This is a genomic window from Micromonospora sp. NPDC050417, assembly GCF_044458865.1.
Classification (GTDB): Bacteria; Actinomycetota; Actinomycetes; order Mycobacteriales; family Micromonosporaceae; genus Micromonospora_G.
The window spans coordinates 35,769-58,568 of sequence record NZ_JBITIH010000007.1; the positions used below are offsets into that span (position 1 = coordinate 35,769).

Consider the following 22,800-nt stretch of genomic DNA (forward strand, 5'->3'; position numbering starts at 1 on the left):
GTGACCCAGCCCCGGCGGCGTACCGGACCGCTCAGCGGGCGGGTGGGCTGGAGTAGACGGTCGGGTCGCCCTGGACGATCCAGACCTCGGGACGGTCGATCGGAAGGAACGAGCGGTCGCCGCCCGGTTCCCGGGTGGCCGGCACGCTGTCACCGTTCGGCAGGTGCATGATGAAGTTGACCGGGCGGGTGTCGTCGACGAGCGGGATGTCGTACTGGGCCCAACCGGCTTCGGTCCGGGTCACCGGCAGTGGCCGGTCCCAACCGATCGTGGCCAGGGTCGCCGGGTCGACCGCGTCGCCCCAGAGGTGCAGACCCCACTGGCCGTAGTCGCCTGCGGGTCGCAGGTAGTGCAGGGTGGCGGTGGTGATCGGTGGCCCCGCCGCCCGGACCCGCCGGTTGGCGCTGGTGACCCGGGTTCCGTCCGGTTCGGTGAGGATCGCCCGGTACTCGACGACCGTGTCGGCGGCCAGGTCCAACGGGGTGAGGTCGTCGAAGACGGTGTAGACCGGGGACGAGGCGTCGGCGCCGACCCGTTGCCAGGGGCCGCCAGCGACGCGCCGTTCGACCGCGACGACGTGCGTCGCCCGCTCCGGGTCCGCGGTGGCCCGCACCTCGACCCGCCCCCGTACGCCGCTTCCCTCGGCCGGCGCGGCGATGGTCAGGGTCGGTGCCGGCACCACGGCGGAACGAGTCCCGCTCTGCGCACTGTGCCGGTTGTTGTCCCCGACCACCGCCCGGTACTGCACCCGCGTGCCCGGAGCCAGCCCGGACACGTCGTGGAAGACCCGGTACGGCGCGCTGTCGTCGGTGCCGATCGACTCCCAACGACCGTTGCCGGTCCGGGCGTAGAAGGTGACCTCGTGGAACGCCGACCCGGCCACGTCGGCGCCGACCCGGATCCGTCCCGCCGTCTCGGTGGCCGGCGCCGGCGTCCCGAGCGAGATCGCCGGGGCGGCCTTGGAGCGGGGGAGTCGTCCGGTCGACTGGTAGACGACGGTGCTCAGCGGCGGCACGGTCAGGTTCAGCTTCCGGTCGCCGCCGGTGCGTACCCGGTCGGGACCGTCGCCGTACAGGTTGGTGAAGGTGTGCCCGGCCAGGTAGGTGGGGATCGCGGCGGTCCGGGGCTGTTCGCTGTTGTTGGTGGCGACAACGTATTCGCGTTGCTCCGTGCGGTCGAGCCGGGAGTGGGCGTAGACGCCCGGACCGTCGGTGGCGTAGCGGTGCTGTTGGGCCCCGTCGCGCAGGGCCGGATGTGCCCGGGTGAGCCCGGCGAGCGCCCGGATCGACTGGTAGAGCGGGTGCGTGGGGACGAAGTTGTCCTGCCCGTGGGTGGCGTCGGTGCCGATCAGGTCGTCGTCGAGGTACGCCGGGACCTGGCTGGCGAACATCGTCTGCCGGGCGGCCTGGTCGCCGCCGGGACCGGTGAAGCCCTGCTCGTCGCCGTAGTAGATGACCGGGTTGCCACGGGACAGATACATCAGTTCGTGCGCGAGCCGGTCGCGGGCCACCAGTTCGGTGTCGTCGGCGCCCGGGTTGTCGGCGGCGACGAAGCCGCCGATCCGGCCCATGTCGTGGTTGCCGAGGAAGGTCGGCAGCCCATAGACGTTCGAGTCCTGGTCGGTGAACCAGTCGTCGTCGGCGAAGAACGAGGCGAGTTGGCTGGTCGGCTGGCCGCGTGAGGCGAAGTTGCGCGCCGCCTCCTGGAACGGGAAGTCCAGCACCGCCTGCATCCTGTCGCGGGTGGTGAACTGCGAGGTGAACGCCCGAGTGGTGTCGAAGACCTCGCCGAACATGAAGAACTCGGACTTGCCGTGGCGGTGGGCGTAGCGCAGCACCTCCGGGCCGAACCGCTGCCAGAACTCGTCGTTGACGTGTTTCATGGTGTCGATCCGGAAACCGTCGATGCCGAAGTCGCCGATCCACCGCTGATAGATGTCGATCATGCCGTCGACCACCCGGGGATTCTCCGTGAAGAGGTCGTCCAGGCCGAAGAAGTCGCCGTAGTAGGAGTCCTCGCCGGTGAAGGTGGTGTCGCCCCGGTTGTGGTAGAGCGTGACGTCGTTGAGCCAGGCCGGCACCTTGAGGTTCCGCTCGTCCGGGTCGAGCACCGGCGTGTACGGGAACGACCCGGTGGTGTTCAGCGTCGGGAAGCTGTTCCGGCCCGCGTGGTCCCGGTCGTCGAAGGGCGCCCCGGCGGCGGTCCGGTACGGCACCGCGTCCTTCCCGCTGTACGCCATCCGGGCGCCCTGCTGGTAGCCGATCACATCGGCGGTGTGGTTGGTGATGATGTCGAAGTAGACCTTCATGCCTCGGGCGTGCGCGGCGTCGACCAGCGCCCGCAGGTCGGCGTTGCTGCCCAGGTGTGGGTCGATCTGGGTGAAGTCCGTGATCCAGTAGCCGTGGTAGCCGGCGGACGGGCCGTCCTCCACCTGCACGGCCTTGTTCTTGAAGCTGGGGGTGAGCCAGATCGAGGTGGTGCCCAACTCCCGGATGTAGTCGATCCGGTCGCGCAGGCCCCGGAGGTCGCCGCCGTTGTAGAACCCGGTCCGGGTCGGGTCGAAACCGGAGACGAGCGGGTCGTCGCCGAGACCTCCGCGGTCGTTGCCGGGGTCGCCGTTGGCGAACCGGTCGGCCATGACGAAGTAGAAGTTCTCGTCGGTGACCGGGGCGCGCAGCGAGTGCAACGCCTTCACGTCGTCGCGCCCGGATCCCCTGGTGTCGGCGCTGGCCGGGGCGGCGGGCAGGGCCATGGCCAGCATCACGGACAAGAGCGCGGCGGTACTTCGGCGAATCGACATGTTCGGCTCCTCCGGGGGCGGGTGGTGGTGTTTCGCCCCGTACAGGTTGCCGGAAGCCATCGATGGAAGCCAGGTGTACGGCACCCGGTGCGTCAGTCGCCGCCGTCCCTGCCGATGCTGGTCGCGTGGGCCGGGACCGGTCCGGTGGACTCGCGGATGACCAGCCGGCAGGGCTGGCGCAGGACGCCCGCGGGACGTTCGCCGCCGAGCGCGGCGAACAGGTGCGCGACCGCGGTCGCGCCGAGCTGTTGCAGGTTGAGGTCGACCGTGGTGAGCGGGATGCGGCAGTCGGCGGCGAAGTCCTCCCAGTTGTCGTAGCCGACGATGGCCACGTCGTCCGGGATACGGCGCCCGTGGTCGAGCAGGGTCTCCGCCACCCCGGTCGCGATCTGGTCGTTCCCGCAGAAGATCGCGTCGATCGCCGGGTCGGCGGCGAGCAGCATCCGGGTGGCCTGGCGGCCCCAGCGCTGGGACCACTCGCCGTAGCGGGGCCCGCCGCCGGCCAGTTCGAGCCCGGACTCGTCCAGCACCCGGCGCAGCCCGGTCACCCGGTCGCGGGCGGCGCGGTAGCTCTCCGGGCCGGTGATGTGCGCGATCCGGCGCCGGTTGAGCGAGACGAGGTGCTCGGCGGCGAGCCGGGCGCCGCCCTCGTCGTCGGCGAGGACGGAGAGGTCGTCCGAATCGGTCGACTCGCCGTAGACGTACACGACCGGGACCGGGATGTCCCGGGTGATCGAGGGGCGGAAGTCGTTGCTGTCCCCCAGGATGATGAACCCGTCGACCTGCCGGGCGAGCAGCGTACGGATGTAGTGCTGGCGCCGGATGGCGTCGCCGCGCGCGTCGCAGAGCAGTACGGACATCTGCTCGTTGCCGAGTGCGTTCTCCACGCCGAGCAGGATCGGGATGGAGAACCGGCCGCCGAGTTCGTCGGTGAGCAGCCCGATGGTGCGGGTACGCCCGGAGATCAGCCCTCGGGCCAGGACGTTGGGCTGGAACGCCAGTTCGGCGGCGGCACGCAGGACGCGTTCACGAGTGGCGGGAGCGACCTCGCCACGTTGGTTGAGCGCCTTCGAGGCGGTGGCGACCGAGACTCCGGCCCGTCCCGCCACGTCGCTGAGGGTCACTGACTCTGATCGTCGCCTGCCCACGAAAGCCTTTCGAAACGGTATCTGAAACCGAACTCCGACCGGATCGACCGATCCTGCTCGTCGAGTCTACCGACTCCAGAAGCGACACCTGCAATAGCGCTGCTTGTTATCTACCTGTAACAACGTTGGCATCTTGCCGAAAACCTTTTCGTAAGCCACTGTGAGTGCACACAGGAGTGATCCAGCTCACGTCGTCAGACCGGTGAAGGAGCTACATGTCAGTGACGTCTGCGGCCGCCGATCCCACCGGTGGTCGTCCCGTGATCCCGACCCGGGGCACCCTGCGCCCGCTCGGGCTGGGCGAGGCGCGGATCACCGGCGGCGCCTGGTCCCACCGGCAGCGTGTCAACGGTGGCGCGACCCTCGACCACGGCCGGTCCTGGATGGACAAGATGGGCTGGACCGGGAACTTCACCGCCGTCGAGCAGGGCCGGGGCTCGGAAGAGCGGCGAGGCCGCGAGTTCGCCGACTCCGAGGTCTACAAGCTCGTCGAGGCCATGTCGTGGGAGGTCGGCCGGAGCGCCGACCGGATCCGTGACCGCGAGATCGGTGAGCTGACCGCGATGCTGGTCGCCGCGCAGGCGCCCGACGGCTACCTCAACACCGCCTTCGGGCGTCCGGGGCAGCGGCCACGTTACAGCGACCTGGCTTCCGGGCACGAGCTCTACTGCACCGGGCACCTGGTGCAGGCGGCCGTCGCGCGTACCCGCACCAGCGGGCCCGACGACCTGCTCGGGGTCGCCCGACGCGCCGCGGACCAGGTCTGCGAGACCTTCGGGCCCGAGGGGATGTGGGGGATCTGCGGTCACCCCGAGATCGAACCGGCGCTGGTCGAGTTGGCCCGGCTCACCGGGGAACAGCGCTACCTCGACCAGGCGTCGCTCTTCGTGCAGCGGCGCGGCTACCGGACACTGCCCCTGCATCCGTTCGGCTGGTCCTACTTCAGTGACGACATCCCGGTACGCGAGGCCGAGGTACTGCGCGGCCACGCGGTCCGCTCGCTCTACCTCACCGCAGGGGCGGTCGACGTGGCGGTCGAGACCGGTGACCGGGAACTGCTCGACGCGGTGATCAGCCAGTTCGACCGTACCCTCGCCCGGCGGACGTACCTGACCGGTGGGATGGGCTCCCGGCACATGGACGAAGCCTTCGGCGACGACTTCGTCCTCCCGAGCGACCGGGCGTACTCCGAGACCTGCGCCAGCGTCGCCGCCGTCATGGTGGCCTGGCGGCTGCTGCTGGCCACCGGCGAGCCGCGCTACGGCGACCTCATCGAACGGATTCTCTACAACGTGCTCGCCACCGCGATCAGCGACGACGGCACGTCGTTCTTCTACGCCCACACCCTGCACCAGCGGACCCCGACCGAGGACCTGCCACCCGATCGTGAACAGCTCGGTTTCGGCGGCGGGCCGCGCGCACCCTGGTTCGAGGTCTCCTGCTGCCTCGGCAACATCGGACGTACCCTGGCCAGCCTCTCCACCTACCTGGCAACCGCGAACGAGCGGGGTCTGCAACTGCACCAGTACGCCGACGCGGAGGTGGGCACCCGGCTCGCCGACGGCCGGCGGGTCGCCGTACGGATGGCCACCCGGTATCCCGACGACGGAACGGTCAGTGTCCGGGTCACCGAGACCGACGGCGGACCGTGGACGATCGCCCTGCGGGTGCCGCGTTGGGCCGGTGGCGCCGTGCTCGTCGACGGCGACCAGCGCCGCCCCGCCGCCCCCGGCACGGTCGAGGTGACCCGGGACTTCTCGGTCGGTGACGAGATCCGGCTCCAACTGCCGGTACGGCCACGGTGGACCTTCCCGGACCCGAGGATCGACGCGGTACGCGGCTGCGTCGCGGTGGAACGCGGCCCGGTGGTCCTCTGCGTCGAATCGGTCGACCAACCGGTGCCCGACCTCGACCTGGTCCGCGTCGACCCGTCGGCCGAGCCGCGCGAGGCGGGCGACGGCGCCACCGTGGCCGGTTGGTTCGACCAGCCGGCCGAGTCGGGGTGGCCCTACGACGAGTCGGCGCCGCAAGCGGGGGAGACGACGCGTGCCGCACTGCGCCTGGTTCCGTACCACCGATGGGCCCGCCGGGGGCCGTCCACCATGCGGGTCTGGCTGCCGCTGGGTTGACCAGGGGCATCTCCGTGCCAGCGTGACCGGGCTGACATGCCACCGAATCACCTGTTGATCCCACAAGGAGAATCCTGTGCAGCGAAGAATCGGAGTGAGGACGGCCAGTGTCGCGGCGGCGGCGCTCCTGGTCGTGGCGATGGCCGCCTGCGGCGGCGGGGACGACCCGGGGAGCACGACCGGCGGCCCGGAGGGCGTGGACGACGGAGCGACGCTCACGCTCTGGACCCGGGCCGCGACCGAGTCGGTCTCCAAGGCGTACGCCGAGGCGTACAACAGCACGCACAAGAACAAGGTCGAGGTGACCGCGTACCCGGGTGAGGAGTACCCGGCGAAGCTCGCCTCGGCGGCGGGCGCGCGGGCGCTGCCCGACCTCTTCGCCGCCGACGTGGTCTTCTCGGCCCAGTACGCCTCCCAGGGGCTGTGGCAGGACGTCACCGAGCGGTTCGCCGCCTCCGGGGTGAAGGACAAGGTGGCGCCGGCACACGTGGCGGCGGCGACCTGGGAGGGGAAGAACTACGCCGTCCCGCACACCATCGACATGTCGGTGATGCTCTACAACAAGGACCTGTACCAGCGGGCCGGACTCGACCCGGAGCGCGGCCCGACCACGCTCGCCGAGTACGCCGAACACGCCCGGAAGATCGACAAGCTGGGCGGTGACATCAACGGCACCTACTTCGGCGGCAACTGCGGTGGCTGTGTCGAGTTCACCTTCTGGCCCTCGGTCTGGGCCGCCGGTGGCGACGTGATCGACGCCGAGGGTCGCAACGCCAAGGTCAACTCCAAGGAGATGGCCGACGTCTTCGCGCTCTACCGTGGCCTCTACGAGGAAGGTGTGGCCGCGCCCGCGTCGAAGGACGAGGCCGGGCCCACCTGGCTCGGTGCGCTCCAGAACGGGAAGGTCGGCGTCGCGCCCGGCCCGTCGGTGTGGCTGGGACTGATCGAGTCCGCCGGGGTCAAGATGGGGGTCGCGCCGATCAGCGGGATCGCCGGTGGTGAGTCGACCTTCGTCGGTGGTGACGCCATCGGCATCAGCGCGAGCAGCAAGCAGGCGGCCCAGGCGTGGCACTTTCTCCAGTGGACCATGTCCGACGAGGCACAGGTCGAGGTGATCGCGAAGAACAAGGGCGTGCCGACCCGGACCGACCTGGCGACGAACAAGTACTCCTCGGCCGACCCCCGGATCGTTATGATCAACAGTCTGATGGCCAAGGGCAAGACGCCGTACGCGCAGAACTTCAACGCGTCCTTCAACGACCCGCAGAGCCCGTGGCTCGCCACCGTCCGGGGAGCACTGTTCGGCTCGGCGGACAGCGCGCTGTCCGAGGGGAACACCGCGATCACCAAGTCCCTGCAACAGAGCTGACGTCCGGTGGCCCGGCCGGCGCCGTACGACGACCGGGCCACCACCCGACCGGAGGATCAGATGGCCACGACGGTGATCACCCGCAGCGGAGCCGGGCTCGGCCCTCCGCTACCGGAGAAGACGCCCCGACCACGGCAACGGGGGCGCGGGGCGCGGCGGCGGGCGCTCGTCGGTGCCCTCTACGCGGCCCCGAACGCCGCCATGGTCGGCCTCTTCTTCGTGACACCCCTGGTCCTGGTGATCTGGATGTCACTGCACCGGTGGCCACTGCTCGGAGCACCGACGTTCAACGCGCCGGAGAACTACACCGACATCGCCGACAACGACCTGATCCGGGACGCGATCTGGTTCACCGTCCGGTACACGATCTGGATGACGGTGCTGCTCTTCGCCGTCGCCTTCGGGATGGCGCTGCTCGTCCAGCACCGTCGGCGCGGCGTCGGCTTCTTCCGTACCGCCTTCTTCATGCCGATGGCGGTCGGCTTCGCCAGCGCCTCACTGCTCTTTCTCGGCCTGCTCAGTGACGAGATCGGACCGGTGAACGACATCCTGTCGCGACTCGGGCTGATCGACGGCTACGTCTCCTGGACCAGCGGCAGCTCCGGCTCCGCCCTCGGCTCGGCCATCGTGTTGGTGCTCTGGCGGTTCGCCGGGTTCAACATGCTCATCCTGCTCACCGGGCTCCAGGCGATCCCGAACGAGGTGTACGAGGCGGCCCGTCTCGACGGGGCGAACCGGTGGCAGGTCCTGCGCCGGATCACGCTGCCGCTGATGCGGCCCACCATCGCCCTGGTGCTGACCATGATGACCACCGGTTCGTTGCTCGCCTTCGACCAGTTCTGGATCCTCACCCGGGGCGGCCCGGACAACAGCACCACCTCGCTGGTGATGGTGATCTACCGGGAGGCGTTCATCCGGTTCGACCTCGGCTCGGCCGCCGGCATCTCGGTGGCGCTGCTCGCGGTGCTCGTCGTCTTCAACGTCATCCAACTCGGCGTCCTGCGCCGCCGGTCCCAGTGAGCGAGAGGCCAGCGATGATCGGCTCCAGCACCGCCTCGCGGTGGGGTTACTACGTCACCGGCACCGCGCTGGCCATCCTCTTCCTGTTCCCGCTGCTCTGGAGCGGGTGGGCGTCGCTGCGTACGGACACCGGCTTCGGTCTGGAGAACTACGACCGGCTCTTCACCTCGGACAACGGCGTCCGGCCGCAGCACGTGTTCAACAGCGTCGTGGTGAGCGGGTTGACCGTGCTGGGCACGCTGCTCGTCTCGACCCTGGGCGGGTACGCCTTCGGCCGGTTCCGCTTTCCCGGCCGGGACGTGCTCTTCCTGCTGACCCTGGCGATCCTGATGGTGCCGTACGCGACCATCCTGATCGCGCTCTACGTGCTGCTCGGCTGGATCGGTCTGGAGGACTCGTTGATCGGGCTGAGTCTGGTCCTGATCATGTTCCAGTTGCCGTTCTCCATCTTCATGATGCGCAACTCCTTCGAGGCGGTGCCGAACGAGCTGGCCGAGTCGGCCTCGATGGACGGGTGCAACAGCTTCCAGGCGTTGCTCCGGATCATGCTGCCGGCGGTCCGACCGGGTTTGGTCACCGTCGGCCTCTTCGCCTTTCTCACCTCGTGGAGCGAGTTCTTCGCCCCGCTGATCCTGCTCAACTCCACGGACCGGTTCACCACGATGCTGGCGGTGGTGAACATGCGTACGGCGAGCCACGGCTCGATCGACTACGCCGCGCTGGAGGCGGGAGTGGTCTTCATGGCCGTGCCCTGTCTGCTGCTCTTCGGCGTCATGCAGCGCAGCTACGTACGTGGCTTCACCTCCGGGGCACTCAAGGGCTGACCAGCAGCCCCCGCGCGCCACCGGTCCGCCCCGTCCGTCGTCTGTCGTCCTCGTCCCGCCGCTCCGGTTTTTCGCCCGGGGCGGACCCGACCCCAAGAGATCGATAAATGTCGATCTTTATCGAGAGGGGAGGTCTCGTCCGCGCGCCCCGCTCACCCACCCTTCCGTCCGTTCCCGAGAAGGTGACCCGAATGCCCAACCCATCCCTGTCCCGTCGGACCCTGATCCAGACCGGTGTCGCCACGGCGGTCGGCGTCGCCGCCGCCACCGCGCTGCCCACCACGCCGGCCATCGCCGCCCGCCCGGACACCGGCGTCTCCGCGTACGCGTTCCCGCTCGGCGCGGTACGCCTGCTCGCCGGCCCGTTCCAGGCCAACACCGCCCGCACCCACACCTACCTCAACTTCCTCAACGCCGACCGGCTGCTGCACACGTTCCGGCTCAACGTCGGGCTGCCGTCGTCGGCGACCGCCTGCGGCGGGTGGGAGTCGCCCAGCACCGAGCTGCGTGGCCACTCGACCGGTCACGTCCTCACCGCACTGGCCCAGGCGTACGCCAGCACCGGCGACACCGCGTTCAAGACCAAGGGCGACTACCTCGTCGCCGAACTGGCCAGGTGTCAGGACCGGGCTCAGACGGTCGGCTTCAACGCCGGCTACCTCTCCGCGTTCCCGGAGAGCTTCATCGACCGGGTCGAGGCCCGCCAGCAGGTCTGGGCGCCCTACTACACCCTGCACAAGATCATGGCGGGACTGCTCGACATGTACCAGCTCGCCGGCAACGCCCAGGCGCTCCAGGTGCTGCTGCGCCAGGCTGCCTGGCTGAACCTGCGCAACAGCCGACTCAGCTACACCGCCCGGCAGAACATGCTCGACACCGAGTTCGGCGGGGTCGGCGAAACGATGGTCAACCTCTACCAGGAGACCGCCGAGGCGACGCACCTCACCACCGCGCAGTACTTCGACCACGCCGAGGTGCTCGACCCCCTGGCGGCCAACACCGACGCGCTGAACAACTACCACGCCAACACGCAGATCCCGAAGGTCGTCGCCGCGATCCGCGCCTACCACGCCACCGGCACGACCCGGTACCGCGACATCGCCGTCAACTTCTGGAACATGGTGGTCGGCCGGCACAGCTACGCCATCGGCGGCAACTCCAACGGCGAGTACTTCAAGCTGCCGAACCGGATCGCGAGCGAACTCTCCGACAGCACCTGCGAGTGCTGCAACTCGTACAACATGCTCAAGCTCACCCGGCAACTGTTCTTCACCAACCCGGAGCGGGCCGACTACTTCGACTTCTACGAGAAGGCCCTCTACAACCACCTGCTCGGTGCCCAGAACCCGAACTCGGCCAACGGACACCACAGTTACTACACACCGCTGCGGGCCGGTGGCATCAAGACCTACAGCAACGACTACAACGACTTCACCTGCTGCCACGGCACCGGGATGGAGACCAACACCAAGCACGGCAACAGCGTCTTCTTCCACAACGGCAACACGCTGTACGTGAACCTCTTCATCGCCGCCGAGCTGACCTGGCCGGGGCGGGGCATCACCGTACGGCAGGACACCACCTTCCCCCAGGCCGGCTCCACCCGACTGACCGTCACCGGCACGGGCGCCATCGACCTGCGGATCCGCATCCCGTCCTGGGCCAGTGGCGCGCAACTGCGGCTCAACGGAGTGGTCACCGGCGGCACCCTCACCCCGGGCAGCTACGCGCAGCTCAACCGCACCTGGGCCACCGGCGACGTGGTCGACCTGACCCTGCCGATGGCGCTGACCCGGGAACCGACCCCGGACAACAGTGGCGTCCAGGCGGTCAAGCACGGGCCGATCGTGCTGGCCGGCCAGTACGGCACCAACAACCTCACCACCATGCCCACGCTCAACCCGTCGACCCTGGCGCCGACCGGTCAACCGCTTGAGTACACCGCGACCGCGAGCACCGGCACCGTACGGCTGCTGCCGTTCTACCAAACCCACGGGCAGCGCTACACCGTCTACTGGAGCGTGGTCGACGTACCGCCGCCCGCCCCCTTCGTGGCGCACTACCTGTTCAACGAGACCTCCGGCACCACCGCGGCGGACGCCACCGGCAACGGCCGTACCGCCACCCTGGCCGGCGGTGCGAACTGGACCGCCGGCCGTACCGGAAACGCGGCCAACCTCAACGGCACCGGCGCGCACGTCGTGCTGCCGGCCGGCATCCTCGCCGGCGCCACCGCCTTCACCATCGCCACCTGGGTACGGATCGACACCGCCGGCACCTGGACCCGACTGGTCGACATCGGTGCCGGCACCGGCTCCTACCTCTTCCTGAGTCCACGCAGCGGCTCCGGCACCGCCCGGTACGCCATCACCACCGCCGGTGCCGGAGCGGAGCAACGGATCGACGCGCCGGCGGCCCTACCGATCGGGGCGTGGACCCACGTCGCGGTCACCCAGACCGGCAACCTCGGCGTGTTCTACGTCAACGGCGTCGAGGTGGCCCGCAACACCGCGCTCACCCTGCGCCCGGCCAGCCTCGGCAGCACCAGCCAGAACTGGGTCGGTCGCTCCCAGTACGGCGGCGACCCCTACCTCGACGCGGCCGTGGACAGCCTGCGGGTCTACAGCCGTGCCCTGACCGCCGCCGAGGTGGCGAACCTGCACACCACCGGTGGGTGAAGCCGCCCGCTCCGTCCGCATCCGAACAGGAGGAGTCATGTCCCGCAGACGCTGGTTCCCAGCCGTCGCCACCGCAGTCGTCGCCACCGTGGTCGCCGGGGTCGCGCTGACCCCGCTCGCCCACGCGGCCAACCCGATCATCACCAACATCTACACCGCCGACCCGGCGCCGCTGGTGGTCGGCAACACCATGTACATCTACGCCGGCCGGGACGAGGCGCCGACCGGCAACAACAACTTCCTCATGCGGGAGTGGCGGGTTCTCTCCTCGACCGACGCCGCCACCTGGACCGACAACGGGGTCCGGGCGAACATCGGCACCTTCCCGTGGGCCGGTGCGGACGCCTGGGCCAGCGAGGTCGAACCCCGCAACGGCCGCTACTACTGGTACACCTCGATCAACGGCAACGGTGCGGGGTGGATGGACATCGGGGTCGCGGTCGGCGACAGCCCGCTCGGTCCGTTCACCGACGCCAAGGGCGGACCGCTGATCAGCGACAGCACGCCCAACTCGTCCGGCCTCAACATCGACCCCACGGTCTTCGTCGACGACGACGGCCAGGCGTACATCTACTGGGGTGGTTACTGGGGTGCGCGGGCGGCGCGGCTCAAGTCGAACATGATCGAGCTGGACGGCGCCGTGGTCACCCCGACCGGCCTCACCAACTTCTGGGAGGCGCCGTGGATGTTCAAGCGCAACGGCCTCTACTACATGATGTACGCGGCGAACGACACCAGCGGCTGCGTCACCTCGTCCAGCTACGCCTGCCAGCGGTACGCCACCGCGACCAACCCGCTCGGTCCGTGGACGCACCGGGGCATCGTGCTCGGTCAGGTTTCCTCGACCACCAACCACGCCGGTGTGGTCCAGTTCAACGGTCAGTGGTACATCGTCTACCACAACGCCAACGCCCCCGGCGGCGGTAACTTCCGCCGGTCGGTGGCGGTCGACCGGCTCTACTTCAACGCCGACGGCACGATCCAGCAGGTGGTCCAGACCACCACCGGCCCGCCGCCGAACCCGGGCGGCGGTGGCCCGACCAACCCGCCGACCACACCGCCGACGAACCCCGGCCAGCCGCCGACCGGCACCAACCTCGCCCCGTCCGCGACCCGATCCACGTCGTACGTGTCGACCTGGGAGAACCTTGCCGCGATCAACAACGGCGGGGTGCCGGCCAACTCGCAGGACCGGAGCAACCTGGCGTACGGCAACTGGCCCCAGCAGGGCACCCAGTGGATCGAGTACCAGTGGCCCTCGGCCCGGACCGTGAACCGGACCGCCGCCTACTGGTTCGACGACAACCAGGGGATCGACGTGCCCGCCTCCTGCCAGGTGCAGTACTGGAACGGCAGCGCGTACGTCAACGTACCGAACCAGTCCGGCTGCGGTGTCGCCGGAAACGCCTACAACGTCACCACGTTCGGCTCGGTCAGCACCACCCGGCTGCGGTTGACCATCACCGCCCGGACCGGACTCTCCACCGGCGTCCTGGAGTGGATGGCCTTCCAGCCCTAGTCGCCCCAACCGAATCCGACCCCACCGCACCCGTCCCCACCCGTTTCCCTGGAGGTGACCCAGTGTCACTGCACCCCACCCGCCGCCGTAGACCGTTGGCGTTCACCCTCGCGGCCGTCCTCGCCGCCAGCGTGCTCGCCGTGCCGGGTTCGCCGGCCGTCGCGGCCCAGACGATCGGCTATCCCACCTTCTCCGGTCCGACGATTCCGGCCCCGCCGGTCGGCTACAGCACCGGCAACACCATGCAGGCCATCTACAACGCCGAGGCCGGCGGCACCGACTTCTGGATGGACCGGCTGCTCGCCCGTCCCGGCAACGATCCGGCCGGTACCTGGCTGATGACCCGCGGCCGGGGACTGTTCATGACCACGCACACCCCGTCCGTGATCGGTTTCGGCGGCCAGGTCGCCTACTGGGACAACATCAGCAGTCAGGCCGCCTACTCGGTGGCGATCACCCCGGGTACCTTCGCCGAGCAGGTCAGCGGCCGGTGGCAGTCTCCCAGCCACTGGAAGGGGGTCTTCACCAGCGGGTCGATCCGGGTGGAGATGTCGAAGTTCATCACCCACAACAACGTCGCGGTGACCAACCTGACGATCATCAACAACGGTTCCGCCAGCTCGACCCTGCAACTGCGAGCCACCTCGCCGTACGCGACGACCGGCAGTGGGAGCGAGTTGACCGGCAGTCGGCAGGTGAAGAACAACCTGACCACGATCTATCCCCGGTTGGCCGGGGACGGCTTCACCGTCAGCAGTGGCGGTCTGAACCGGTCGGTGACCGTCGCCGCCGGGCAGAGCGTCAGCACCAAGGTCGTGATGGGATTCGTGACGAACGAGATCCCGGAGTCGTTGACCGAGTACAACTCCTACCGGGGGTACACCCCGGCCACCGCGTTCGCCACCCACGTACGGGACTACAACCGGTGGTGGGCGGAGAACATCCCGTACATCGACGTGCCGGATCCGGCGATCAAGAAGAACATCTACTACCGCTGGTGGCTGATGCGGTACAACTACCTCGACGTGGACATCCCCGGGCAGGATTTCCAGTTCCCGGTCTCGATCGAGGGCGTCACCGGCTACAACAACGCGATCGCGCTGACCCAGCCGATGCACATCGACGACCTGAAGTACCTGCGCAACCCGATCTACTCGTACGGGCCGTGGCTGTCGGTCGGCCAGTCGTCACGCAACGGCCGGTTCATGGACAACCCCGGTGACCCGGAGAACTGGTCCAACAGCTACACCCAGTACATCGCCGAGGCGGCCTGGCGGTCGTACCAGATCCACGGCGGACAGCCGGCGATCGCCGGCAACCTGGCCCGTTACGCCGAGGGCGACGTCAAGGGGCAGTTGGCGACCTACGACACCAACAACAACGGCCTGATCGAGTACGACTGGGGCGCGATGACCGGCAACGACGCCGACGCGGTGTCGTTCCACTGGCGGGCCGGCAACCTCGACCGGGCCGAGTCGGCGTACGTCTACAGCGGCGCGATGGCGGCGGTGCAGGCGTACACCCTGCTCGGTAACACGGCGAAGGCGAACGAGATGCAGGTGCTCGCCGACCGGGTCCGCAACGGTGTGATCAACGTGCTCTGGAACCCGAGTCGACAGTTGCTGGAGCACAAGCACGTCTCCACCAACACCCACGTGCCGTGGAAGGAGATCAACAACTACTACCCGTACTCCGTCGGGTTGATGCCGAACACCGCCCAGTACCGGGAGGCGCTGCGGCTCTACGACGACCCGGCCGAGTACCCGATCTTCCCGTTCTTCACCGCGAACCAACGGGACAAGGCGGCAGCCGCCGCGGCCGGGCAGCCGGGCAGCAACAACTTCTCCACCATCAACTCCACCGTGCAGTTCCGGCTCTACTCCTCGGTGCTGCGCAACTATCCGAACCAGTGGATGTCGGCGGAGGACTACAAGAAGCTGCTGTACTGGAACGCCTGGGCCCAGTACGTCGGCGGCAACACCCAGTGGCCGGACGCGAACGAGTTCTGGGCGAACTGGAACGCGGGCAGCCGCACCATCGACTACCGGTCCTGGATTCACCACAACATCCTGGGCAGCAGCAACTGGACGGTGATCGAGGACGTCGCCGGGCTGCGACCGCGTACCGACACCCAGATCGAACTCTCCCCGATCAACATCAACTGGTCCCACTTCGCGGTCAACAACCTGCGATACCGCAACACCGACCTCAGCGTCGTCTGGGACGACCCGGCCGACGGGGTGACCCGCTACACCGGCATCCCGCAGGGTTACTCGGTCTATCTCAACGGCACCCGGGCATTCACCGTCGACCGGCTGACCCGGGTGCTCTACAACCCGGCCACCGGGGCGGTCAGCTTCCCGGGCGGTGCCGGTGTGGTGAACTACAGTGCCGCCGTACCGGGCCTGCAGTCGCCCCAGCAGGTCAACCAGAACAGCGCCCGGATGGTGGACATGTTCGCCAAGGCCGGCGCCGACCTCACCGCCACCATCCAGAACCTGGCCCAGGGCGCCACTGGGACCGCCTCGTACACCGCTTCGGGCACCTCGACCGGGGCGGCGCTGGACGGCTTCCCGATCAACGAACCGCTCTGGGGCAGCTACGGCTCGCCGAACAGCACCGACTGGTACGAGATCAACTTCGGCCAGGCGCGGGCGGTGGACGAGGCCCGGATCCACTTCCGCAACGACCGTGCCACCAACCGATACCGGGCGCCCGCCTCGTACAACGTGCAGTACTGGAACGGCAGTACCTGGGTCAACGCCGCCGCCCAGGTCAAGACCCCCGGGGTGGCGCAGGCCAACTACAACCAGGTCCGGTTCACGCCGGTCAGCACCGCCCGGCTGCGGGTGCAGTTCACCCACGCGTCCGGCTTCAAGACCGGCCTGACCGAGATCAAGGTCTACAACCGGGGCGGTACCAGTCCCGGCCCGGACCCCGATCCTGATCCCGAGCCGGGCGGCAACCTCGCCGGTACGGCCGTGCCGACCGCCTCCTACACCTCGGCCTGGGAGAGCGTGGCGGCACTGAACGACGGGGTGGACCCGCCGTCGTCGAACGACACGGTCAACCCCCGGTGGGGCACCTGGCCCAACACCGGTGAGCAGTGGGCGCTGTTGACCTGGCCGTCGGCGCAGACACTCCGCTCGGCCCAGGTCTACTTCTTCGACGACAACGGCGGAGTGCGCCTGCCCGCCTCCTGGAAACTCCAGTACTGGACCGGCAGCGCGTACGCCGACGTCCCCGGCGCCAGCGGTTATCCCACCGCGATCAACCAGTACAACCAGGTCACCTTCCCGGCTCTGGGCACCAGCCGGCTGCGGGTGGTGTTGCAGAGCGGAGCGGGCTCGGTCGGCCTGCTGGAGGTGAAAGCCTTCTCCTGACCGACAAGCACTGCCTGACGCGGGTGCGCGGCCTCGCTCCACCGGCCGCCACCCGCGTTCCAGGTTTCCGCATTCCAGGACCGACAGCGGGGCGAAATGCGAAACTTGTCGGCAAGTGGAGGTTCGCATGGTCAGCAAGCAGCAGGTTCTGCACCTGGTCGACCAGGGCCACGGGTACCCCGAGATCGGCCGAATACTCGGCGTGTCGGCCGGACAGGCGTACCTCGTCGCCACCGGTATCCCAGCCGACGGTAGCGACACCGTCACCACCCGGCAGCGGAAACGGCTGGGCATGCTCCCCTCCCGATCACAACGACTGGTGAACCCGCGCGAGGTCAACCCGACCCACTCCGAGCGGGTGCACGGGTGGATCCGTGACCGGGCCAAACGTGACCATCCGACCCGGTAGCGCCCCTTCGGCGGACCGACCAACGGAGTGCGGAAAGGGAGGCGGATACCGGTGCGTCAACCAATCTCCATCGGATCGTGGCCGGTCTGGCGTCAGCTGACCGCAGCCGACCCGTTCGCGCGGGCCGCCGCCGTGAAGTCGTCGCAGAGCGCATCCCTGGAAGCCCGGACCGCCGCCGCCGACTGCGTGGTCAAGTCGATCTGCCCGTACTGCGCGGTCGGCTGCGGTCAGAACGTGTACGTCCGCGACGAGCGGGTGGTGCACATCGAGGGCGATCCGGACTCGCCGGTGAGCCGGGGCCGGCTCTGCCCCAAGGGTGCCGCGACACTCCAACTGACCACCGACTCCGGTCGGCTCGACACGGTCCTCTACCGCCCTCCGTACGCCCGCGAGTGGCGCGAGCTCGACCTGAACACCGCGATGGAGATGATCGCCGACCGGGTGATCCGGACCCGGCGGGACACCTGGGAGTGGGAGTACGACGGCCTGCGGGTGAACCGCACCATGGGCGTCGCCAGCCTGGGCGGTGCGACCCTCGACAACGAGGAGAACTACCTGATCAAGAAGCTCTTCACCGGGCTCGGTGTGGTGCAGGTGGAGAACCAGGCCCGGGTCTGTCACAGCTCCACCGTCATCGGCCTCGGCACCTCGTTCGGCCGTGGTGGGGCGACCACCTTCATGCAGGACCTGCAGCACTCCGACTGCATCGTCATCGAGGGGTCGAACTTCGCCGAGGCACACCCGGTCGGCTTCCAGTGGGTGATGGAGGCGAAGGCGCGCGGCGCGACCGTGATCCACGTCGACCCCCGGTTCACCCGTACCAGCGCCCTGTCGGACCTGCACGTACCGATCCGGGCCGGATCGGACATCGCCTTCCTCGGCGGGATCATCAACAAGATCCTGACCGAGGAGAAGGACTTCCGCGAGTACGTGCTGGCGTACACGAACGCCTCGACGATCGTCAACGACCAGTTCCGCGACACCGAAGACCTGGACGGCCTCTTTTCCGGCTTCGACGACGAGGTCCACCAGTACGACGAGACGAGCTGGCAGTACGAGGGCACCCAGGTGGCCCCCTCCTCCGGTGACCGCGACGTGGCGTACGAGCGCAGGCTCGCCGCCCGCCGGCATGTCAACCCCGCCGGACGGGGGGAGAAGTTCGGCTCCGGCACCGCGGCCCTGGACGGCGACCCCCGACAGGATCCGACGCTGCGGGATCCGCGCTGCGTCTACCAGATTCTCAAACGGCACTTCTCCCGCTACACCCCGGAGATGGTCGAGCGGATCACCGGCATCCCGCAGGACGTGTTCGACCAGGTCTGCCGGCACCTGATCGAGGCGAGCGGGCCGGAACGGACCAGCTCGTTCGTCTACGCGGTCGGCTGGACCCAGCACACCGACGGATCCCAGTTCATCCGGGCGGCGAGCATCCTGCAACTGCTGCTCGGCAACATCGGGCGGCCCGGCGGCGGAATCCAGGCGCTGCGGGGGCACGCCAGCATCCAGGGGTCGACCGACATCCCGACCCTGTTCAACCTGCTGCCCGGCTACATCCCGATGCCGCACGCCCACCGCCAGGGCGACTTCGACGACTTCATCGACGGCGACGCGGCGCGTAAGGGGTTCTGGTCGAACCTGCGCGCGTACATGGCCAGCATGCTCAAGGCATGGTGGGGTCCGGTCGCCCAGCCGGAGAACGACTTCTGCTTCGACTACCTGCCCCGGATCACCGGCAGCCACTCCGCCTACGACACCACGCTCGAACAGCTCAAGGGGACCTGCAAGGGCTACTTCCTGCTCGGCGAGAACCCGGCGGTCGGCTCGGCGAACGCCCGGATGCAGCGGCTCGGCATGGCGAACCTCGACTGGCTCGTGGTCCGGGACTTCAGCCTGATCGAGAGCGCCACCTGGTGGAAGGACGGCCCGGAGATCGAGTCGGGCGAACTGTCGACCGAGCAGATCGGCACCGAGGTCTTCTTCATGCCGGCCGCCGCACACACCGAGAAGGCCGGCAGCTTCACCAACACCAACCGGATGCTCCAGTGGCACCACCAGGCGGTGGAACCGGCCGGCGACCAGCGCAGCGAACTCTGGTTCGCCTACCACCTCGGTCGGATCATCCGAGAGAAGCTGGCCGGCTCGACAGATCCGATGGACCGGCCGATCCTCGATCTGACCTGGGACTATCCCACCGAGGGGCAGACCAGGGAGCCGATGGCCGAAGCGGTCCTCGCCGAGATCAACGGCTGGGACGCCGACGGCCGGCCGCTGTCGAACTACAACGAACTGCGCGACGACGGCTCCACCACCTGCGGCGTCTGGATCTACTGCGGCGTCTACGCCGACGGGATCAACCAGTCGGCCCGGCGCAAGCCCCACCAGGAGCAGAACTGGGTCGGCGCCGAATGGGCCTGGGCCTGGCCGGCCAACCGACGGGTGCTCTACAACCGGGCATCGGCCCGGCCGGACGGGCAGCCGTGGAGCGAGCGGAAACGGCTGGTCTGGTGGGACGAGCAGGCCGGGCGGTGGACCGGGCACGACGTACCCGACTTCGAGCCGACCAAGCGACCCGACTACCAGCCGCCGGAGGGGGCCGAGGGGGTGGCGGCACTGCGCGGCACCGACGCCTTCATCATGCAGGCCGACGGCCTGGGCTGGCTCTACGTGCCCAGCGGGGTACTGGACGGGCCGCTGCCCACGCACTACGAGCCACAGGACTCGCCGGTGCAGAATCCGCTCTACGGTCAGCAGCGCAACCCGGCCCGGCTGCTGCGCCCGCACCCCGAGAACCGCTACCAGCCCAGCGGCTCCGAACCGGGTGCGGAGATCTTCCCGTACGTGGTGACCACCTACCGGCTCACCGAACACTTCACCGCCGGGGCGATGACCCGGAACAACCGGTATCTGGCCGAGCTGCAACCCGAGTTCTTCTGTGAAGTCTCACCGGAACTGGCAACCGAGCGAGGGCTGGAGCACGCCGGCTGGGCCACCATCGTCACCGCCCGCAACGCGATCGAGGCCCGGGTCCTGGTCACCTCCCGGATGGCCCCGCTGCGGGTCGACGGTCGGGTGATCCACCAGATCGGACTGCCGTTCCACTGGGGACCGAACGGCTACAGCAGGGGCGATGCCGCGAACGAACTCTCCGCGATCAGCCTGGACCCGAACTCGCACATCCAGGAGGTCAAGGCCTTCAGCGCGGACATCCGGCCCGGCCGCCGACCCCGGGGGCCGTCCCGCCCCGCCATGGTCCGGGACTACCAGCGCCGGGCCGGGATCACCGAACGCACCGGCACGGAGGTGTGAGGCCATGACCTTCGACCTACGCGAAGCGGCCGGTACGGGGATCGACCCGGCAACCGCCGGCGGTTACCGGGACCATCCCGAACGGGTCGGCTTCTTCACCGACACCAGCGTCTGCATCGGCTGCAAGGCCTGCGAGGTGGCGTGCAAGGAGTGGAACGCCGTACCGGAGGACGGTCTGCTCTTCACCGGCATGTCGTACGACAACAGCATCGGCCTCGGCGCCGACACCTGGCGGCACGTCGCCTTCATCGAGCAGCCGCGACAGCTCGGCCGGCAGGAGACCTACCTCGCCCCAGCCGAACTGCCGGACGTACTCAAGCAGGCGGCGGTCGGCCGGGCCCCGGTCTCGCTCGGCATGCCGGCGTCCGCCCCGCCCGACGGCGTCGTCGGCGCCGTCCCGGAGATGGACTTCCGCTGGCTGATGTCCTCCGACGTGTGCAAGCACTGCACCCACGCCGCCTGCCTCGACGTCTGCCCGACCGGCTCGCTCTTCCGCACCGAGTTCGGCACGGTCGTGGTGCAGGAGGAGATCTGCAACGGCTGCGGCTACTGCGTACCCGCCTGCCCGTTCGGGGTGATCGACAAGCGTCCCTCGGACGGGCGGGTCTGGAAGTGCACCATGTGCTACGACCGGTTGTCGGTGGGCCAGGAACCCGCGTGCGCCAAGAGCTGCCCCACCGACTCGATCCAGTTCGGCGAGCTGGAGGAGCTACGGGAGCGGGCGGGCCGGCGGGTGGTGGCGTTGCAGGCGAGCGGGGTCACCAGCGCCCGGCTCTACGGCGCCGACCCCGACGACGGGGTCGGCGGCGCCGGAGCCTTCTTCCTGCTCCTCGACGAACCCGAGGTGTACGGCCTGCCGCCGGACCCGGTCGTCACCACCCGAGACCTGCCCGCCATGTGGCGTCGGGTCGGGGTGGCCGCCGCGGGACTGTTGATCGGGCTGATCGCGGTCACGATGCCGGTCGGCGGACGCCGGACGGGAGCGCACCGATGAGCCGTACGGGAACCGCGACCGGCGGCGCCATGACCGACGTACGGCTGGACGACGCACCGGACCTGCCCGCCGAGCGGGACGCGGTGGTCGGCTCGGCCGGGCGCAAGAACCGCCGGCAGCGCGGCGAACGGCTGATGGTGCCGAAGGCCGACTTCCGCTCCTACTACGGCCTACCGGTGCTCAACCAGCCGACCTGGGAAGCACCCGACATCGGCGGGTACCTCTTCCTCGGCGGACTGGCCGGCGCCTCCTCCACCCTCGCCGCGGCGGCCGAGTTCACCAGGCGGCCGAGACTCGCCCGTGCGCTCAAGGCCGGCGCGGCCACCGCCATCACCGGATCGCTCTACCTCCTGGTGCACGACCTGGGCCGGCCGGAACGATTCATCAACATGCTTCGGGTGGTCAAGGTGACCTCGCCGATGAGCATCGGCTCCTGGCTGCTCGCCGGTTACGCCCCGATGGCGATCGCGGCGGCCGGCACGGTGGTCACCGGGCGGTTCACCGTGCTCGGCCGGCTCGCCACGGTCGGGGCCGCACTGCTCGGGCCGGGCATCGCCTCGTACACCGGGGCTCTGATCTCGAACACCGCCGTGCCCGCCTGGCACGAGGGGCACCGGGAGATGCCGCTGCTCTTCGTCGGCTCGGCCGCCGCGTCCGCCGGCGGCCTCGGCCTGCTCGTCACCCCGCGCGCCGATGCCGGCCCGGCGCGCCGGGCCGCCCTGCTCGGGGCGGTCACCGAACTGGCCATGACCCGTCGACTGGAGCAGCGGCTCGGCCCCCTCGCCGAACCAATGCAACAGGGCACCGGCGGTTTGTTGATCCGTGCCGGCAAGATGTTCACCGCGACCGCCGCGCTGACCCTGGCCCTGGCCGGCCGGAACCGGAAGGCGACCGTGGTGGCGGGCGCGGCGCTGCTCGCCGGATCCCTCTGCACCCGGCTCGGCATCTTCCACGCCGGCCTCGCCTCGGCGAAAGACCCGAAGTACACCGTCGGGCCGCAGCGGGAACGGCTCGACGCGAGCGGCAACGGCGCGGAGGTCCCGAGATGAAAACCGTACGCAGCTACCTGCCGCTCGCCGGGATGATCGCCGCCACCTGCGTTGCGGCCCTTCTCGCCGCCCGCAGCGGCACCGCCCTCACCGACACCTCGTCCCGGGCCACCGGGCGGGCGTGGCGGGTCGCCGCCTCCGCGAGCCACCGGGCGGCGTAACGCAGCCGTGT

The 22,800-nt window shown here is 69.3% G+C and carries 14 protein-coding genes; 12 read left to right on the forward strand and 2 right to left on the reverse strand.

What is annotated here, in order from left to right; translation table 11 throughout:
- Window positions 1–31 precede the first annotated feature (31 nt).
- Window positions 32–2,800, reverse strand: coding sequence for an alpha-amylase family glycosyl hydrolase (locus ACIBF5_RS11355; RefSeq protein WP_396810495.1), 2,769 nt, complete (start codon window positions 2,798–2,800; stop codon window positions 32–34).
- 92 nt (window positions 2,801–2,892) lie between these two features.
- A complete protein-coding gene (locus ACIBF5_RS11360; RefSeq protein WP_396810497.1) occupies window positions 2,893–3,924 on the reverse strand; it encodes a LacI family DNA-binding transcriptional regulator in 1,032 nt (343 codons plus the stop codon).
- Between the two features lie 239 nt (window positions 3,925–4,163).
- Here ACIBF5_RS11360 and ACIBF5_RS11365 point away from each other — a divergent pair, with 239 nt between their 5' ends.
- The 12 genes from ACIBF5_RS11365 to ACIBF5_RS11420 all read left to right on the forward strand — a co-directional run bounded on the left by ACIBF5_RS11365 (window position 4,164) and on the right by ACIBF5_RS11420 (window position 22,789).
- A complete protein-coding gene (locus ACIBF5_RS11365; RefSeq protein WP_396810499.1) occupies window positions 4,164–6,077 on the forward strand; it encodes a glycoside hydrolase family 127 protein in 1,914 nt (637 codons plus the stop codon).
- 76 nt (window positions 6,078–6,153) lie between these two features.
- The gene (locus tag ACIBF5_RS11370) at window positions 6,154–7,446 is read left to right on the forward strand and encodes an ABC transporter substrate-binding protein (protein WP_396810501.1); all 1,293 of its coding nucleotides are present in this window, start codon (window positions 6,154–6,156) and stop codon (window positions 7,444–7,446) included.
- A gap of 6 nt (window positions 7,447–7,452) precedes the next feature.
- Window positions 7,453–8,466 (forward strand): carbohydrate ABC transporter permease, encoded by a 1,014-nt coding sequence (locus ACIBF5_RS11375; RefSeq protein ID WP_396810503.1) that lies wholly within the window; start codon window positions 7,453–7,455, stop codon window positions 8,464–8,466.
- A gap of 14 nt (window positions 8,467–8,480) precedes the next feature.
- Window positions 8,481–9,290 carry a carbohydrate ABC transporter permease gene (locus ACIBF5_RS11380; RefSeq protein ID WP_396810505.1) on the forward strand — a complete coding sequence of 270 codons (810 nt, stop codon included), beginning with the start codon at window positions 8,481–8,483 and terminating at the stop codon, window positions 9,288–9,290.
- Between the two features lie 191 nt (window positions 9,291–9,481).
- A complete protein-coding gene (locus tag ACIBF5_RS11385) occupies window positions 9,482–11,968 on the forward strand; it encodes a beta-L-arabinofuranosidase domain-containing protein (RefSeq protein WP_396810507.1) in 2,487 nt (828 codons plus the stop codon).
- 37 nt (window positions 11,969–12,005) lie between these two features.
- Window positions 12,006–13,487 (forward strand): glycoside hydrolase family 43 protein, encoded by a 1,482-nt coding sequence (locus tag ACIBF5_RS11390; protein ID WP_396810510.1) that lies wholly within the window; start codon window positions 12,006–12,008, stop codon window positions 13,485–13,487.
- Between the two features lie 62 nt (window positions 13,488–13,549).
- Window positions 13,550–16,870, forward strand: a complete 3,321-nt coding sequence (locus ACIBF5_RS11395; RefSeq protein WP_396810512.1) for an MGH1-like glycoside hydrolase domain-containing protein — start codon at window positions 13,550–13,552, stop codon at window positions 16,868–16,870.
- Window positions 16,871–16,997: 127 nt separating this feature from the next.
- Complete coding sequence (locus tag ACIBF5_RS11400; RefSeq protein ID WP_396810515.1) at window positions 16,998–17,279, forward strand: hypothetical protein; 282 nt, start codon at window positions 16,998–17,000, stop codon at window positions 17,277–17,279.
- 51 nt (window positions 17,280–17,330) lie between these two features.
- Window positions 17,331–20,585 (forward strand): formate dehydrogenase, encoded by a 3,255-nt coding sequence (gene fdh, locus ACIBF5_RS11405; RefSeq protein ID WP_396810517.1) that lies wholly within the window; start codon window positions 17,331–17,333, stop codon window positions 20,583–20,585.
- 4 nt (window positions 20,586–20,589) lie between these two features.
- On the forward strand, window positions 20,590–21,579 hold the full coding sequence (locus ACIBF5_RS11410) for a 4Fe-4S dicluster domain-containing protein (RefSeq protein WP_396810519.1): 990 nt from the start codon (window positions 20,590–20,592) through the stop codon (window positions 21,577–21,579).
- The gene (gene nrfD / locus ACIBF5_RS11415; RefSeq protein WP_396810521.1) at window positions 21,576–22,628 is read left to right on the forward strand and encodes an NrfD/PsrC family molybdoenzyme membrane anchor subunit; all 1,053 of its coding nucleotides are present in this window, start codon (window positions 21,576–21,578) and stop codon (window positions 22,626–22,628) included. Before ACIBF5_RS11410 ends, nrfD begins: the two co-directional genes overlap by 4 nt.
- Window positions 22,625–22,789, forward strand: a complete 165-nt coding sequence (locus ACIBF5_RS11420) for a hypothetical protein (RefSeq protein ID WP_396810523.1) — start codon at window positions 22,625–22,627, stop codon at window positions 22,787–22,789. Before nrfD ends, ACIBF5_RS11420 begins: the two co-directional genes overlap by 4 nt.
- The last annotated feature ends 11 nt before the right edge of the window (window positions 22,790–22,800 follow it).